At 40.5% G+C, this 15,875-nt stretch carries 18 protein-coding genes and 1 pseudogene; 7 read left to right on the forward strand and 12 right to left on the reverse strand.

The window, feature by feature from the left end; translation table 11 throughout:
- Window positions 1-211: 211 nt before the first annotated feature.
- A complete protein-coding gene (locus PSF16_RS13555; protein WP_006661901.1) occupies window positions 212-736 on the reverse strand; it encodes an Lrp/AsnC family transcriptional regulator in 525 nt (174 codons plus the stop codon).
- A 150-nt stretch (window positions 737-886) separates the two neighbouring features.
- Between PSF16_RS13555 and PSF16_RS13560 the strand changes: the two genes are divergently transcribed.
- Entirely contained in the window at window positions 887-1,498 is a 612-nt protein-coding gene (locus tag PSF16_RS13560; RefSeq protein WP_006661902.1) for a LysE family translocator, read from the forward strand.
- A 52-nt stretch (window positions 1,499-1,550) separates the two neighbouring features.
- Here the strand turns inward: PSF16_RS13560 and PSF16_RS13565 are convergent, their stop codons facing one another.
- Window positions 1,551-2,969, reverse strand: coding sequence for an aminotransferase-like domain-containing protein (locus tag PSF16_RS13565; RefSeq protein ID WP_036979333.1), 1,419 nt, complete (start codon window positions 2,967-2,969; stop codon window positions 1,551-1,553).
- A gap of 244 nt (window positions 2,970-3,213) precedes the next feature.
- Here PSF16_RS13565 and PSF16_RS13570 point away from each other — a divergent pair, with 244 nt between their 5' ends.
- The 4 genes and pseudogenes from PSF16_RS13570 (at window position 3,214) to PSF16_RS13585 (ending at window position 6,678) form a co-directional block, all read left to right on the forward strand.
- The gene (locus tag PSF16_RS13570) at window positions 3,214-4,551 is read left to right on the forward strand and encodes a cytochrome ubiquinol oxidase subunit I (RefSeq protein WP_036962294.1); all 1,338 of its coding nucleotides are present in this window, start codon (window positions 3,214-3,216) and stop codon (window positions 4,549-4,551) included.
- A complete protein-coding gene (gene cydB, locus PSF16_RS13575; protein ID WP_006660016.1) occupies window positions 4,541-5,551 on the forward strand; it encodes a cytochrome d ubiquinol oxidase subunit II in 1,011 nt (336 codons plus the stop codon). The genes PSF16_RS13570 and cydB overlap by 11 nt, the downstream gene beginning before the upstream one ends.
- Window positions 5,508-5,687: a DUF2474 domain-containing protein gene (locus PSF16_RS13580; protein WP_036975873.1), complete on the forward strand. Its 180-nt coding sequence runs from the start codon at window positions 5,508-5,510 to the stop codon at window positions 5,685-5,687. The genes cydB and PSF16_RS13580 overlap by 44 nt, the downstream gene beginning before the upstream one ends.
- Before the next feature lie 151 nt (window positions 5,688-5,838).
- Window positions 5,839-6,678: pseudogene (locus PSF16_RS13585) on the forward strand (siderophore-interacting protein).
- A gap of 51 nt (window positions 6,679-6,729) precedes the next feature.
- Here PSF16_RS13585 and phoH read toward each other — a convergent pair.
- From phoH to PSF16_RS13605, 4 genes are all read right to left on the reverse strand, one after another.
- The gene (phoH, locus tag PSF16_RS13590; RefSeq protein ID WP_006660018.1) at window positions 6,730-7,515 is read right to left on the reverse strand and encodes a phosphate starvation-inducible protein PhoH; all 786 of its coding nucleotides are present in this window, start codon (window positions 7,513-7,515) and stop codon (window positions 6,730-6,732) included.
- Between the two features lie 489 nt (window positions 7,516-8,004).
- Window positions 8,005-8,970 carry an endonuclease gene (locus PSF16_RS13595; protein WP_432652906.1) on the reverse strand — a complete coding sequence of 322 codons (966 nt, stop codon included), beginning with the start codon at window positions 8,968-8,970 and terminating at the stop codon, window positions 8,005-8,007.
- A 323-nt stretch (window positions 8,971-9,293) separates the two neighbouring features.
- Window positions 9,294-9,755, reverse strand: a complete 462-nt coding sequence (locus PSF16_RS13600) for a threonine/serine exporter (protein WP_006660021.1) — start codon at window positions 9,753-9,755, stop codon at window positions 9,294-9,296.
- Window positions 9,755-10,474, reverse strand: a complete 720-nt coding sequence (locus PSF16_RS13605; RefSeq protein ID WP_272689422.1) for a threonine/serine exporter family protein — start codon at window positions 10,472-10,474, stop codon at window positions 9,755-9,757. The genes PSF16_RS13600 and PSF16_RS13605 overlap by 1 nt, the downstream gene beginning before the upstream one ends.
- Before the next feature lie 241 nt (window positions 10,475-10,715).
- Between PSF16_RS13605 and PSF16_RS13610 the strand changes: the two genes are divergently transcribed.
- Entirely contained in the window at window positions 10,716-11,345 is a 630-nt protein-coding gene (locus PSF16_RS13610; RefSeq protein ID WP_112860202.1) for a TetR/AcrR family transcriptional regulator, read from the forward strand.
- Between the two features lie 16 nt (window positions 11,346-11,361).
- Here PSF16_RS13610 and PSF16_RS13615 read toward each other — a convergent pair whose 3' ends face one another.
- Complete coding sequence (locus PSF16_RS13615) at window positions 11,362-11,769, reverse strand: hypothetical protein (RefSeq protein WP_272689423.1); 408 nt, start codon at window positions 11,767-11,769, stop codon at window positions 11,362-11,364.
- A 246-nt stretch (window positions 11,770-12,015) separates the two neighbouring features.
- Between PSF16_RS13615 and PSF16_RS13620 the strand changes: the two genes are divergently transcribed.
- Complete coding sequence (locus PSF16_RS13620; RefSeq protein ID WP_006661908.1) at window positions 12,016-12,309, forward strand: DUF5339 domain-containing protein; 294 nt, start codon at window positions 12,016-12,018, stop codon at window positions 12,307-12,309.
- Window positions 12,310-12,363: 54 nt separating this feature from the next.
- Here PSF16_RS13620 and PSF16_RS13625 read toward each other — a convergent pair whose 3' ends face one another.
- The 5 genes from PSF16_RS13625 to sra all read right to left on the reverse strand — a co-directional run bounded on the left by PSF16_RS13625 (window position 12,364) and on the right by sra (window position 15,590).
- On the reverse strand, window positions 12,364-12,813 hold the full coding sequence (locus PSF16_RS13625) for a universal stress protein (RefSeq protein WP_006661909.1): 450 nt from the start codon (window positions 12,811-12,813) through the stop codon (window positions 12,364-12,366).
- A gap of 178 nt (window positions 12,814-12,991) precedes the next feature.
- Window positions 12,992-13,330 carry a hypothetical protein gene (locus PSF16_RS13630; RefSeq protein ID WP_006660027.1) on the reverse strand — a complete coding sequence of 113 codons (339 nt, stop codon included), beginning with the start codon at window positions 13,328-13,330 and terminating at the stop codon, window positions 12,992-12,994.
- Between the two features lie 124 nt (window positions 13,331-13,454).
- Window positions 13,455-13,883, reverse strand: a complete 429-nt coding sequence (locus PSF16_RS13635) for a universal stress protein (RefSeq protein ID WP_006660028.1) — start codon at window positions 13,881-13,883, stop codon at window positions 13,455-13,457.
- Window positions 13,884-14,329: 446 nt separating this feature from the next.
- Window positions 14,330-15,109 carry a YaeF family permuted papain-like enzyme gene (locus tag PSF16_RS13640; RefSeq protein ID WP_006660029.1) on the reverse strand — a complete coding sequence of 260 codons (780 nt, stop codon included), beginning with the start codon at window positions 15,107-15,109 and terminating at the stop codon, window positions 14,330-14,332.
- Window positions 15,110-15,371: 262 nt separating this feature from the next.
- Window positions 15,372-15,590 (reverse strand): stationary-phase-induced ribosome-associated protein, encoded by a 219-nt coding sequence (sra, locus tag PSF16_RS13645; RefSeq protein ID WP_224050982.1) that lies wholly within the window; start codon window positions 15,588-15,590, stop codon window positions 15,372-15,374.
- Window positions 15,591-15,875: the final 285 nt, after the last annotated feature.

The following is a 15,875-nucleotide window of genomic DNA, read 5'->3' on the forward strand; positions in this document are numbered from 1 at the left end:
GATAAAAGACTGACAAAGGTTGTTTGTGTGCCAAATACTGTTGTTGATAATATTTATGAGCACCTTTCAGAGATCCCTGAACGTCCTGAATAATCTTTTTGCAAGATAATGATTCCGTTAAGGGCATTCAGCACTGATCAGCAAACTGCTCAGTAATATTTATCGATATTATTGAGCAGTGTAAGAAGACAAATACGTTAAACTGTTCAGTCTATAATGGCAATGCATAGGTCACTTTGACCGTTTCCATTGGTACTTCGGTTTTTATACTCTGTACACTGCGAATTTGTGTCAGATAATCAGCATGGAAACGACGATAAGATGCCATATCCTCCGTCACAATACGGATTAACGCATCACATTCACCCGCCATGAGATGGCACTCCACCACCTCAGGCATCCCCTGAATATCCTCAACAAATTGATTGATTGTTTGTGCATCTTGCGTTTTGAACCAAATCCTCGCGAACAGTGATAATCCCGCACCAATTTTTGTGCCATCCAACACCGCAACATAGTGCTTAATCACGCCTGCGTCTTCAAGCAATTTAACGCGCCTTAAGCACGGGGATGGGGATAACCCAACTTCTTTCGCTAATTCAACATTTTGGATTTTTCCATCACGTTGAAGTACCTGCAAAATATGCTTATCAATTGCATCTAACTTGATAGGCGATGAACTGCTGTGTTCCAGCTCATGCTTTTCAGATTGATGTGCGCCTGTACTCTTTGGCATGCGAACCTCTTTTGTTTTTATTTTTTGATATTAAATGTCAAATAAACATCCATGACAAGCAACAAAACAACCAAATTTCAAAGGAAAATAGCTATAATAACCAAACATTTTTCTCTTCATAAGAAAACAATAATAAATAGAGGTGTTTGGATGGAGCTACAAACGTTATTGCTGTTTAGTGCAACCGTAATCCCTCTGGTTTGCACACCGGGACCCGATATTTTATTTATCTCATCACAAGGATTATCTGGCGGCATTTCTGCTGCGTGGAAAGCCAATTTGGGCATTATCCTAGGTTATGTTGCTCACGCTATTTTAGCGGCACTTGGGCTCGCCGCTATTGTTGCCGCATCCCCGTTCATTTTCCACACAATCAAATGGGTGGGCGTTGCGTATGTTGCTTATTTGGCCGTCCGTATGCTGCTATCCGCCCTAAAATCAAAAGCGCTCCAGCTTAACACAGTTTCCACAAAAGCAGTGATTGGCAAAGCCTTTCTTACAAGTTTTCTTAACCCTAAAGGGTTACTGGTGTACTTCGCGATTTTACCTAATTTTATCCATGTTTCTGAAAGCGTTGCAATACAATCTTTAATCTTATCAGCGACTTTTATCACATCGTGCATCATTATCTACGGTACAATTGGTATGGTATTCGCCTCCATGCATAGCAAGCACCAATACAATGACAAAAAGCGCCGGATTACAGAAGGTGTGTCAGGTGGCATGCTCACATTCGCCGCCATCGGACTTGCCAACAGTTAACTATGTCACATTTAGGGGCGGGTTCCCTTCCGTCCCCCATCTGCATCGCGGGTTATTTATGCCCCGTTAATCGATAACACAAACGCCCAAGAACCTTCATCGCCTGCTCTAATCGGTCATTCCATGTAAATGATGCATTTAATCGAAAAGCATGGTTAAACTGATCGCTGGTTGAAAACATACTCCCCGGCGCAATACTGATTCCTTCTTTCAGTGCTAACTGATAGAGCTGTAGAGCATTAAATGGTGGCTCAAACTCAAGCCACAGGAAATACCCGCCCTTTGGTGTATTCACCTTCACTGTCGGTGGCATGTATTTGGCAATTGCGCTCAACATCAAATGTTGGCGCTGCTCCATTGTTTGGCGTAATTTTCGCAAGTGGCTATCATATCCCCCTTGGGATAAATATTCGGCTATCGCTAGCTGTGTTGGCACACTCGCAGAGACTGTACTCATCATTTGTAGATGCTGAATTTTGGTCGCATGATGACCCGCAGCTACCCAGCCTACACGGTATCCCGGCGCTAAACATTTCGAAAATGATGAACAGTGAAAAAAGTTACCCTGTGAATCTAATGACTTAGCGGGAATAGGCTGCTGATTGCCAAAATAAAGCTCGCCATAGACATCATCTTCGATCAACACAATTTTGTGGTTATTCAAAATATCGACCAGCCGTTTTTTATTGGCGGGAGGCATCGTTCCCCCTAACGGATTTTGGTAGTGGGTCATTAACCAACAAGCTTTGATCGGATACTTATCGGCGATATTTTCCAAGGCATCGAGATCGATTCCAAATAACGGATCCGTTTTTATCGCAATCGCTTTGAGCTTTAAACGCTCAATAGCCTGCAATGAGCCATAAAATGCAGGTGACTCAATGACCACCCAATCACCCGGTTGGGTGACTGCTTGTAAACTAAGCACCAAGGATTCCATCGCTCCTGCGGTGATCACAATTTCATCGGGAGCCACGTGGATCCCTTGAGTTGCGTAACGCTGGGCAATATTTCGACGTAACTGTTCGTTACCCGGCGGTAAGTTCGTCGTCGTATTCGTTTTCGATAAACGTCGCGCCACTGACGCGAGAGATTTGGCTAATTTGGGGTCATCCAGTAAGGCGGGCTCAGGGAAAGCGGAACCAAAAGGGATAATATCGGGGTCTTTGCAAGCTTGTAAAACACCAAAAATCGATGCGTTTATCTCCACATTTTCGTTTAAATGGAGTCCTTTTCCCCCTTTTGCAGCCGCAAAGGCATTATTACGATTTGCCACATAATAACCTGACTGCGGGCGCGCTGAGACCCACCCCTGACTCTCAAGTAACTGATAGGCTTGAACTACCGTCATTAAGCTTAGACCTGACTGCTTAACGCTTTCCCTAAGTGAAGGCAACCTGTCTCCAACCTGCCAAATATGATCTTCAATCTGTTGACGAATTTGTGCTGCTAGCTGTTCATATCTCGTCATTACCGCCTCACTGTTATAGGTGATTTACCAAAAATTGTTACTATTATAGTTTATCGTCTCATGTTCTACTTATCCACACATTCACCTGACTTTTTTTAACTATAACCACAAAACATTTTTAGTTGGATTTATGAGTGTTAACAATCCAGCGAAATCAATTATTTATTGCTAAGGAACCGCCAAAAATTACTTCGCAATGGCTGAAAATGTGGCGTGTCGTAATCAATTCCATTCAGGGGTCAATATGTTTGGACTAACTGCGCTGGAACTTGCCCGTATACAATTCGCGTTTACGGTGTCGTTCCATATTATCTTTCCCGCCATCACCATCGGGCTTGCCAGTTTTTTGGCTGTACTCGAGGGTTTATGGCTAAAAACCCGCGATACTGACTATATAAAACTGTTTCATTTTTGGTCGAAGGTTTTTGCGGTCAATTTCGGTATGGGCGTTGTTTCTGGATTGGTGATGGCATACCAATTTGGGACTAACTGGAGCTTTTTTTCAGACTTTGCAGGTGGGATCACGGGTCCCCTATTAACCTATGAAGTTCTGACTGCCTTCTTTTTAGAAGCGGGATTCCTGGGTGTAATGTTGTTTGGTATGAACCGTGTTGGTGAAAAGCTGCACTATTTTGCAACTTGTATGGTTGCACTGGGCACCATCATTTCGACCTTCTGGATCCTCGCCTCCAATAGCTTTATGCAAACACCACAGGGATTTGAAATTATCGATGGGCGGATTGTTCCTGTCGATTGGCTGGCGGTAATATTCAACCCTTCATTCCCCTATCGATTACTGCATATGACCACCGCTGCATTCTTAGCGGCAGCATTTTTCATTGGCGCATCCGGCGCATGGCATTTACTCAAGGGCAATAACTCCTCCGCGATGAAGAAAATGTTCTCCATGTCCTTGTGGTTGATTCTGATTTTAGCACCGATCCAAGCCTTGATTGGGGATGCTCATGGATTGAATACCTTAAAATATCAGCCAGTGAAAGTTGCAGCAATGGAAGGTCACTGGGAAAACAAACCGGGTGAGGCAACACCGCTCATCTTATTTGGTATTCCTAATATGGAAAAAGAAAAAACCGAATATGCCATTGAAATTCCGTATATGGCGAGTCTTATTTTAACGCACAGTACGACCAAACAAGTTCCTGCGCTAAAAGAATTTCCACCGGAAGATCGCCCGAATGTGTTTATGGTGTTCTGGTCATTCCGAGTGATGGTGGGACTCGGTCTATTGATGATTGCTGCCGGTGTTTGGGGATTATGGCTACGTTCACGTAAAAAACTGTATGAATCCAAAATGTTTCTACGTTTTATGTTTGTCATGGCGCCATCTGGTTTAATCGCTATTTTAGCGGGTTGGTTTACCACTGAAATCGGGCGTCAACCTTGGGTCGTTTACGGTTTACAACGCACAGCGGATGCCGTGAGTGCTCATGGAGAAATGCACATGAGTATTAGCTTGCTCGCCTTCTTTGTGGTGTATGGCAGCGTATTTGGCATTGGCTACATGTACATGATGAAATTAATTCGTAAAGGTATTTCCGAGGAGGCAACTCATGGGCATTGATTTACCACTGATTTGGTTTGTCATCATTGTCTTTAGCATGTTGATGTATATCGTGATGGATGGCTTTGATTTAGGAATTGGAATTCTGTACCCCGCTCTGAAAGAGAGCCAAGACCGCGATTTAATGATGAACAGTGTTGCCCCAGTTTGGGATGGTAATGAAACATGGTTAGTCCTCGGTGGTGCAGCGTTATTTGGTGCATTTCCTCTCGCTTATGCCATTGTTTTAGACGCCTTGTCTATTCCACTGACCTTTATGTTATTTGCGTTGATTTTCCGTGGCGTCGCCTTTGAGTTTCGCTTTCGTGCAGATGAATCCCATCGTCGGCGTTGGGATCATGCCTTTATTTGGGGCTCAATTCTCACCACATTCTCACAAGGGGTTGTCATTGGTGCTTTCATTCAAGGTTTCCATGTTGAAAATCGCGTCTATATGGGAGGATATTTTGATTGGTTCGCACCATTCCCACTGTTCTGCGGCTTCGGTTTAGTGATTGCCTACGCCCTACTGGCATGCGGCTGGTTAATCATGAAAACTGAAGGACACCTGCGCAAAACTATGTACCGCGTGCTACCCGTATTAACACTCGCCATGTTAACGGTTGTAGGGGTGCTCAGTGTATGGACACCGATGTTAAATGACGCTATCTATGAACGCTGGTTTAGCTTACCTAACCTGTTTTTCTTTTTACCCGTTCCATTATTAGTGCTCGGCTGTGTGTGGCTAATTTTAAAAAGCGCCAAGCGCCAACGCTATGATAGTGTGCCTTTTTTAGCCGCATTAATGCTGATTTTCTTAGGGTTTACGGGTTTAGGCATCAGTATTTGGCCAAGCCTGATCCCACCAGCAATTACATTCCGTGATGCAGCAGGTCCATCAGAAAGCCTCGGCTTTATGCTGGTTGGTGCCCTATTCATCATCCCTGTCATTTTGGTTTACACCTATTGGAGTTACTATGTCTTCAGAGGAAAAATTACCCCAGATCAAGGCTATCACTGATACTTCAGTTAATTCTCCTTGGTGGAAAAAGCTCGGTTGGATGGCAGCAATTTGGTTAGGAAGTGTATTGGCGCTCTTTGCATTTTCATCCTTATTTAGATTGTTAATGACCGCCGCGGGAATGAAAGTGAAATAAACACCGATGCCGCAGTATTCAATGCTGCGGCATATTCATTTTTACATTCAAGAATTCTGTATCTTTGATTAGTTTTCTAATAAACATTCATGATATGATAATGATAATAATTAACATATAATAATATTATCATTAAGAAAGGAGACGGTTCGTGGCTAGTGAACAAACTGTTGAAAAAAATATCTACCGTCCTGCCCCCCCACAGCTCATTCAAGTAAAATCTATCGTCGATATTAGCCCGTCTATTCGTAGCATTACGTTTACGGGTGAAAAGCTAGCAAATTACCCGACAAAGTGTGAAGGTGGTCATATCAAGATCTTTATTGCCCCTGACCACCAAAGCCAACCTGCGCTTCCCGTTTTAACCGAAAAAGGACGCAGTTGGCCCGAAGATAAGCCGCGCCCTTTTGTACGGACTTATACCGTTCGCGCGATCCGTCCCGAACTCAACGAAATTGACATTGAATTCGCTATGCATGAAGGCGTAACAGGACCTGCGTATCTGTTCGCCCGTGATGCAAAACCGGGTTATTGGTTGGGGATCACCAACCCTGGTGGTCCAGATCCACTTTTACCTATCCGTGCTCACTACTTTATGGCTGGGGATTCAAGTTCTTTACCTGCAATTACTGCATTACTGGAAAAAATGCCTGCAACAGCAACAGGTCGCGTCGTTTTACGTCTCGACCACCAAGACGATATTCGAAAGTTAACCAAGCCGGCTGGCATAGAGATTGATTGGATTTGTGGCGATGTCAGTCAAACCACTGACCTGATTAATACATTTAAGTCGTGGGATATTCCAACAGAGAATACAGGGTTCTGGATTGCAGGCTAAGACCAAATTATTCGTGAATTACGCCGTTTTGTTCGCCGTGAAAAAGGGGTTAATCGCGATGATATCTACGCAATCCCTTACTGGCGATATGGCTATGATGAAGAAGGTTATCATCATGAACGCCATGCAGTTATGGATAATCCTGACGATTAAACATAAAACTGCCCCGAAAAACGGGGCAGTTCCACACATAAATATTTTTAGTTAATCATTATAAGCTAGCAAAGCTTTGTGACACAGTTGCGATCTCACGCAATCATCAATCGTAAAGTTCACCATTGACACCATTTCATCACTACTAAAACGCTGCAATGCATCACCTAACCCCGACTGTACCCCACTTGGTAAGTCGCACTGAGTAACGTCACCATTAACAATGACCGTCACATTTTCACCCAAACGTGTTAAAAACATCTTCATTTGAGTGACAGTGACGTTTTGTGCTTCATCGAGGATGACAATGGCATTTTCAAATGTGCGACCTCGCATGTAAGCGAATGGTGCAATTTCAACTTTCGCAATTTCAGGTCGTAAACAATACTGTAAGAACGAAGCGCCTAATCGCTTCATGAGAACGTCATAAACAGGTCGGAAATATGGCGCAAATTTTTCAGACATATCCCCCGGTAAGAAACCAAGATCTTCCTCCGCTTGTAGCACAGGTCTAGTCACAATAATTTTACTGATTTCCTTATTAATCAAGGCATCCGCTGCTAACGCCGTACTGATGTAAGTTTTACCACATCCCGCCTCACCGTTAGCGAAAATTAACTGTTTATGTCTGATCGAACTAATATAGAGCTTCTGGGCTTCATTACGTGGTGTTATCGGAGTTTCATCGCGGCGTTCTTTCGCCATACCTATCGGCTCAATGCCTGTAAATTCGGCAAAGGAGGTGACGTTATTCATATCATACCTCCCTGAACGGTCTTTGCGTGATGTACGTTTCATTTCACGACGTGCTTTTGTTGCAGCTTTCTGTCTACTCATAGTATTAACCCTTCCAGGTATCGATGATGTCAATTTCAGATGACGAACTATTCAAAACAGAGAGGAGCTCCCTTCAAGCTCTTGTGTCACATAGGTTGATAATTCAGATATAAAAAAACCGGTTAGCAATCTCATCATGTCAGTTTCATGATGGAGTGGTAACCGGTTCCGCGTACTCATTAACAAACACCTAGTTCTCATTAGTCTCTCCTATACAGGCGATACTCGTAAACTAAATAATCTGTATGACAATATTATGACAATATAAAAAATAATTCGAACGGGAGAGCAAATATTATATTGACCTGAATATCATCAACCTACACAGTTTCCTTACATTAAATATAGCGCGAGTTTTTTTAAATTTGCAACATTAAGTTAACAGAAAATATGTAAATTCACCTATCCATAAGATAAAATGTGAGAAATATCATATAAAAGCTGTAATAACACCACGCCATATATTGCATTATTACAGCCAGATTTTGATTAACGCGGTTTGCAATTACCGGCTAATTGATAACCTTTTGCTTGAGCGTCGGCTTCACTTATAAACAACTCAGCATTTTTATCTGATAAGGTTTTAAATCCAGAACAGTGCGATAAATGGTATTTTTTTGAATTACGATTACCTTTTACCTGTGTCTCACCTTCCTGGTTTGGGATAGACTGAGGTACTGGCTGAGGGACTATTTCACTGGGCTTATCACTCATTTTTAAGCCATCGCCGCTATTTTTATGCCCTAAACTCCATGTTCTTGCGCCCGTCACAAATGGGTTATGGTGCCCCATCGACTTAGCAATGCGCTGGTCACGTTTTTGTTCCCACTCATCCACTGGGTACTGTTTATCCCACGCCATAAATAACTGCTGCTGTTGGCGTGACATGGATAAATTATAGCGGTCATGCATATAGAAGTAGACCCGAGCAACCTGTCCTTTCACCTCGTCGCGCGGCTCAAATATTTTCTGTTTAAAATCAATACGACTACGACATGCACCGTAAGAATAAGGCGCATTAGCAGGTAATTGACCATAGCTCCAATTACTGCGGTCACCGTTCACTTCCCCAATTGAAGGCGCAAGGTTATGCATATCTGCTTCCATTCGAGAAAACACAGGGTCAGTTGAGACGCAATTTTTACGACCGCCATTCTGCCAGCACTGTCTTTGATGACCAAACACCCAAGCAGGAACGATATGTTCCCATTCAATACGCTCCGCACGACTCTGTTGTTTGCGCACTTGGTAACCGCAGGAGGATAAATCAACTTGCCCACCACTTTTACCTGTCCACTCCCACTCACAACCACAATATAGCGTTCCTTGTCCTTGATGATTTTGATCACCATAAACGAGGCTTTTACTGGATGTTTTCGCTTCAGTGAAATTGCTCGGTGCAGCATAAACGGAAGAGATAAATAACGAGGAAAAACACACTAACGCAATAATCATGCGCGAAAAATAAAAAATCTGTTTCAAAATAACACCATTGATAGGAAAAAAAGCAATTTATTAAATACAACACGCAAGTTATTCATGCAAAAATTGCTGAATACACTATGTATACTCGCTAGTTGAATGAAATATAAGTCTTTTTGATATCAATTGGTACTCAATTTTATTACATCAAAAACAATATCGGAATTTGCGCAATAATATACAAAGAATAGATAACAAACTTTATTAACAAAAAGCGTTAATCACTATCAATTAACGCTTTTGCTATTGCGTGGTTTATTACTCAATGTGGTCTAGCAATAAAACATCATTGAGTATCAAACACTTGGCTTTTTACGGTACAACCATAATCCAGGTAATGAAATCCCTATGGAGAGCGCTCCCACAATAAAGGATGCTCTTAAAAAGTAAGTCACGAGGGTTTCCATTAATTCAGGTGTATAACCATACTGAGAAATTTTTACCACTGAAATCATCGCAATATAGGCACTGATCCCCGGAAACATAGGAATAACGGCCGCCACAGTAAAGACTTTGGGATGAGCAAGCCACCAACGCGACCATTGGATCCCAATCATGCCAATAAGAATCGCGGCAAGAAAACTCGCCCACTCAATTTGTAAGCCAAAAGACATCAGAATCATACGTGAGCCATAGCCAATCGCGCCTAATAATCCACAGAATTTCAATGCTCTTGCAGGAACATTAAACACCATGGCAAAACCAACGGCTGGGATCGCCGCTAAGACCATTTTTTCAATCAGCTCGACAATAAACATTATGCCCACTCCCTCAAATTCCAGATAATCATTGCCAGCACGACGCCAATGCAAGTAGCCAAAGTGAGCAAGCTTGCCATCATCCAACGGGCAATACCGGTATTAACATGTCCTTTAAACATGTCTGCGACCGCATTAATCAATGGAAATCCGGGGACTAATAACAGAACACTTGCCGCCATCGCGATTGTTTCAGTGACATTCAAATACGGTACTTTGAGTAATAAGCCAGAAACCGATGTGGCAACAAAAGCTGTAATACAGAAATTAATCAATGGGTTAATCTGATGAGAAGTCAATATTTGCCGGATATACATCGCGCAACCACTTGCCATAAACGTGATTACTGCACTTTCCCAACCACCGCCATTAAGAGAACTAAAACACGCACAAGAAAGCGCAACCATCACCACCATTAACCAACGGGGATAGCGTAATGGTTTGATTCCCGCTAATTTCTTTTGCAGCTGTTTGCAGTCAAGCAAGTGATGTTCAACAAGGATCACCGCATGCTGAACTTCCGTCACAACATGCATGTTAATGCCACGGTCAATAATTCGCCGAGTCGAGGTTAGGCAACGCCCATCAATAATTGTTGTTAATACTATCGAGTTAGATGAAATCGCACTGTCCACCTGAGTTGCCCCCAAGGCAATCCCCAGACGAGTTGTCAGCTGTTCCACCAGCATACTTTCCGCGCCATGTTGCAATAGCAACAAACCTCATTCAATACACAGCTTTGTAATTTCCCGCTGCCCATCAAGGATGCGTTCCTCTCCCTGCGCCTTTTCATCAACCATGCAACCCTTCATTCTCTCCCCCAAGGATTTGACAAAAATTCAGATATTGATTTAAACATGATAATATTCATATACATCATAGAGGAAAATAACAAACTGAATTATGACCTCTTTCAGATAATTTAGTCCAATGCCGCCATTTTGTTAGGAAATTGATTTCATGAACCAAACTCGCTCGGCCAAAACCCCGAAAGGACAGCGTCGTCATCAAGCACTTATTACAGCAGCGGCGGATATTTTTCTACAATATGGTTTTGAAGGCACCACATTAGATATGATCATCGAGCGAGCGGGAGGCTCTCGTTCAACGCTATATAAAAATTTTGGAGATAAAGAAGGCTTATTTGCGGCAGTTGTTGCGCATATGATCGACGATATATTTACTGAACCAGACCATAAAGAGCCACCTTTAGACAATATTGAATCCGTATTATCATTTTATGGTTCGCGTTTTTTAGTCAATGTGATTAAACCTCAATCTATCGGGCTATACCGCCTAATACTGGGAGAATACAACCGCTTCCCTGATATTAGCCAACTTTTTTTCGAACAAGGTCCCGTACAAAGCTATCAGCGCCTTGCCGAAAAGCTTGCACAAATTCCGACTGTAAAAGTAGATCAAGCCATATTACTAAGCATTTCATCTCGTTATTTAGAAATGCTAAAAGCGGATGTATTTATCAAAACCTTCTGTGTTGAAAACTTTAAGCCTAGCGACGAGTTTATTAACCAACAGATAGGTCTTTCTGTTGATATCATCGCTAGCTATATTCGTAAAATCAGCGCGTAGAATCAGTACCAATAGATCAGTGCGCCTTTAAAATTTCACTCGCACGTTGCTGCGCGGCTTGAGAATTGTCGACGAGAAAAACATCGGGTCCATATAATGATGAAACCACAGAAGCAGTACGTTCCATTTCCTCTCTATCTCGACCGTCTGGTTGTAGCGTAATCACCATTGCTCGACAATATTTAGCCATCAGTTCCCTTTCTGCTTTCAGCCAACGACGTATAAATTTCATACATTCCATATCTTCAGTTGTCGGCTTTCCTTTAGGCTCCATCGGCGGATAAATTAAAACAAATGATGTTTTTTTCTCTAATAATTGCTCAAGTTCCGATAGCCATGATTGTGTTTCTACCATCGTTGATGGAAATCGATTCATCGAACAACAAGGCCAATCTTGGGTGTTAATTATTACATTATTGCTCATTATCATTCCTCTCTCTATGTATGTGCTATCAATAAAGTGTACTGAAATGTACACTTTACTCACACAACCAGTCAAGAATGATTCTCATTTGTAATTTGCAGTTTATGCTATTTACCTACTTTCAAAATTTGCAGCATTTAATTTGATAAAAATTAAAACTCTCTGAAATATTCAGCGTTCGCTGATGTCTTTTTAAAAAATGAGATGATATGCTGGTCGAAATAGGATTTTTAAAAGTGAATTATGATGAAAAATATTCTGCCAATTGCATTGGGTCTATTTGTCTCACTGACTGCATTAAATGCGAGTGCAGGACAAGTTTGTGATAAATATTTCAAAGAAATGAATGCGCTGGTTCAACAAGCGGAAGAACAATATAAGAATGAGCCGAATGCGAGTGAACAAATCGCATTAATGAAATCTCAATTAGAAGATGCTAAAAAAACACTTGCTAGTTACCCTGAAGATACTCAAGAACAAGCATGTAGCCAAGCATTAACCGCCATTGCGCACGCCAAAGAAACAGTGAATAAATCATAAATTTTTCTAAAAAAAAGACCTGACAAGTCAGGTCTTTTTTATCAGATAATAGAATTATCTCACCACTAAAACTGATATTTTCGCATAAGAAACAATACCTGAAGCATTCGAGCCTAATAGATGAGTCGAAATACTCGGATTACGAGACCCAACAACAATTAGGTCCGCCTGTACCTTTTCAGCTTCGTCTAATACCTTTTCTCTCGGAGAGCCGAATTCCACTTTATAAGAGATACGATCCGCTGGAAAATCCATCTCTTTAACAATACGATTAACTAATTCAACAAGCTGCTCTTCAGAGCGCTCTACCGCCTTTTTAGTAAATGATGACAGCAAATCATAATGATAGCTATAACTCATCGAGAATCTCGAAACATCCGGTACTGAGTGGAATAAATGGATTTTAGCATTATCCATTTTTGCTAAATGAATAGCCTGTTTTAATGCTTTTTCAGTCAATGTATCTTCAGAAATATCAACGGGAACCAAAATAGTTTTATACATATAAGCCCCTCTCAAGGATGTATCTCTCATTCAATTTATTCGTTTTTTGAATAGACGAGATAGCGGTTTAATGGTTATTTTTGTCCAGAAAAGTATAGCCTGAATTAAATAAAAATGTCGTGAACTGATTTACTAATCTGAGAATAGACGCAGTAAATTGATTACAATTTTATTCAATTTAATCCTCTTCTAAGTGCCACTTATGTAATATGCGATGAATAAATGGTGTGACGATTAATCCAATACTAATAATGAATACACTTTGTAAAAATAAACCGTAAATAGCGATAAAGAAACGTCCTGCTTGAGTGATAGGCGCTGGCTCTAGTGCTTGACCACTCAACATTGATAAGGCATTTAACATGGATTCTATTATTGAATGCCCTTCGATAAAATAAAATCCAATAATTCCGGGTAGTAAGCCAATAAAAAACACCAACAACGCTAAAAAATAAAAGCGTAGAATTCGTAATACAAAATGCTCAACACTTATTAATTCTTTAGTGAATTTCTCCATAAAAATCCCAATACATCCATACTGATAGAAACGATGCTCATACCAGTAATATCTATCGTTTTATTGACTCATCAGCAATATAAAAAACCTATGCAAAAATGCATAGGTTTTAAAAGAAAACAAACTAGCGAACAACCAGAACAGATGTTTCCGCGTAGCGGACAATTCCTGCCGCAGTTGAACCTAACAGGTGCGTCGTAATATTTGGGCGACGAGAACCAATAACAATGATATCGGCGTTGATATCTTTTGCTGTATTAATCACTTCGTCACGAGGTGAGCCAAACGTAATCGTGTAGCTCACATCATCATGAGGAAGATCAATCGAATCCATCAGCATTTTCATATCTTCTTCCGCTTTCACGGTTGCTCGGTCTTTAATTTCCATATAGCCCAAAGCATATGCATTTATAATTGCCGAAGAGATAGGCAGAACGTGGATCAAATGAATTTTCGCACCAGACTGTTTCGCTAAATTTACCGCATGGCGAACTGCTTTGCTGGTCAGCTCTTCTTCAGTGAGATCGATAGGGACCAAAATCGTTTTGTACATAAGCCCTCCTGATAAATTGTCGAATAAACATTAACAATAAAATTATAATCAACTGTGCATAAATGTCTCTTATCTAAAAAGATAAATGAGATCTCTGGCTACAAATTAACAACAAAATTTCCTTGCACATGTTTTACCGCACCTGAATCCTCAGAATAAAAGTAAAAAATAATAAAATTTTTTCGCTCCGATTACATTAAACCATAGTAACGAAACTGGGTAAAATCTCCAAATCAATTGTTTTTTAATGTATTTTTATCATGTGCGATAAGGTGAAGAGATTGAATAGTGATATGAAAAAAAGGGTTGATTTCTTAAATGAGAATGGTTATCTTTTACCTCGTGAATAGTTGAGCGTTTTACTCAACTTTTTCACAACGACATTGCTCACATTGCTTCCAGTTTAGCTGGCCAACTCATTTGAGTTGGCCTTTTTTTATGCTTTATCATTTATTGAGGATTGCACCACCAAAACTCCAATTTTTTAAATGCCCAACATAAGTTAATCGTTCTGTCGGCATAAAGGTCGGCACATCTCCTGAACGCATATGCAAAATATCTGCTGGCGTAATCCATGATGAATTTCCTTCAAATAAAGGCACTCCTGCATATTTGTACGCATCTAGGACAAACTGCGAACAAAAGAATCCATTGGCTTGTTCAATATCATCCCCTAACTGCACACTCGCCAATGTTTTTAGACAAAAGCTTCGGATAGATTGCCCAATGAGTGGCAGCTCACAAACACGTTTGGTAAGCATCCAGGGTGCAATCATAACAATCCCTTTCATATTATATTTACCGCCATCATTAGCGACAGAGAATTCACGCAATTTCTCTGCATGAAATGACGTTAATAAATTATGCCTCAAGACCACCATATTATTAGAATCAGTGATAGCTTGATCCAAAGGAATTATTCTGACGCCACTCCCAACCGACTCCGCTACCTGACCGAAACCCAGATAAATAGAAGCATGGCTCACGCCACTTACGCTAAATAAGCGGATTCCCCATGAGTTCATGCCTGTTGCTGAAGACAAAAGAATATCACCGGGTAGCATATCTGCAACCGTCAGTGCTTCCACCGAGTCCTTAATTGGAATGGTATTGGCATGCTGGATACTAAATTTCAGCTTATTTGACTCATCATCCGCTTTAAATTGCGTAGAACAACCATTTATAAATATAAAACACAAAAACAGCATCCATTGGCATAATTTCATCTACATATATCCATTTTAATTGTATTTATCATTATTCTCTTCATTGATTCTATCGACAGAATATAACTACCACACTATTTTATTTTCTTTAAGGCTAAGAAATTTAGTGGGTGGTCACAAAAAATCGTAAAATAATCATGACTTGATTGTGTGGTAACACACCATCAGATAATTCAAAAAAACGGATTTGGATATAGGAAAGGTATGGTTCAGGAATACCATTAACCCTCTAGCTACTAGAGGGTCTTATTCTACTTAAAAGTTAAATATATTCTGGATAAAAAACGCTGACTGAGTGATAGGTTTTTTTCTCTGTCGCTTTATTTTTTTGCATTGCAACAAATGGCTTATCTTCCAGATTTTTTGGCAGAGTCGTCGCTTTTTCTTTTGCAATCACAGAAACTTGTATATTGCGCTTAGAACGACTCAATTTAAATGACATACCTAACAGGCGGCGAGCCTGATTATTACTTACCATCATAAACTCCTTAACTAAAAAATTTAAATTCATAAACTGAACATCAAAAAAATAGTCAGTGTAGGTCACTAGGTTTATTTCATTTTCACTAAACTAAAAAATAAAATAAGTAACTTTAGTAGTATAGCAGTAATAATATTTTATTTAATGAAGATTTACTGGATAGTCCCATTGAGTGACTAATTAATAATTAAAAATAGTGTAGACTAACCTAATATAGAAATATTTTTATGATTCGATAATTCAATGCTAATAAGCCTATATTTCTTATTTTAAGGTTGATAAATC

The organism is Providencia sp. PROV033, assembly GCF_028484855.1.
Classification (GTDB): domain Bacteria; phylum Pseudomonadota; class Gammaproteobacteria; order Enterobacterales; family Enterobacteriaceae; genus Providencia; species Providencia alcalifaciens.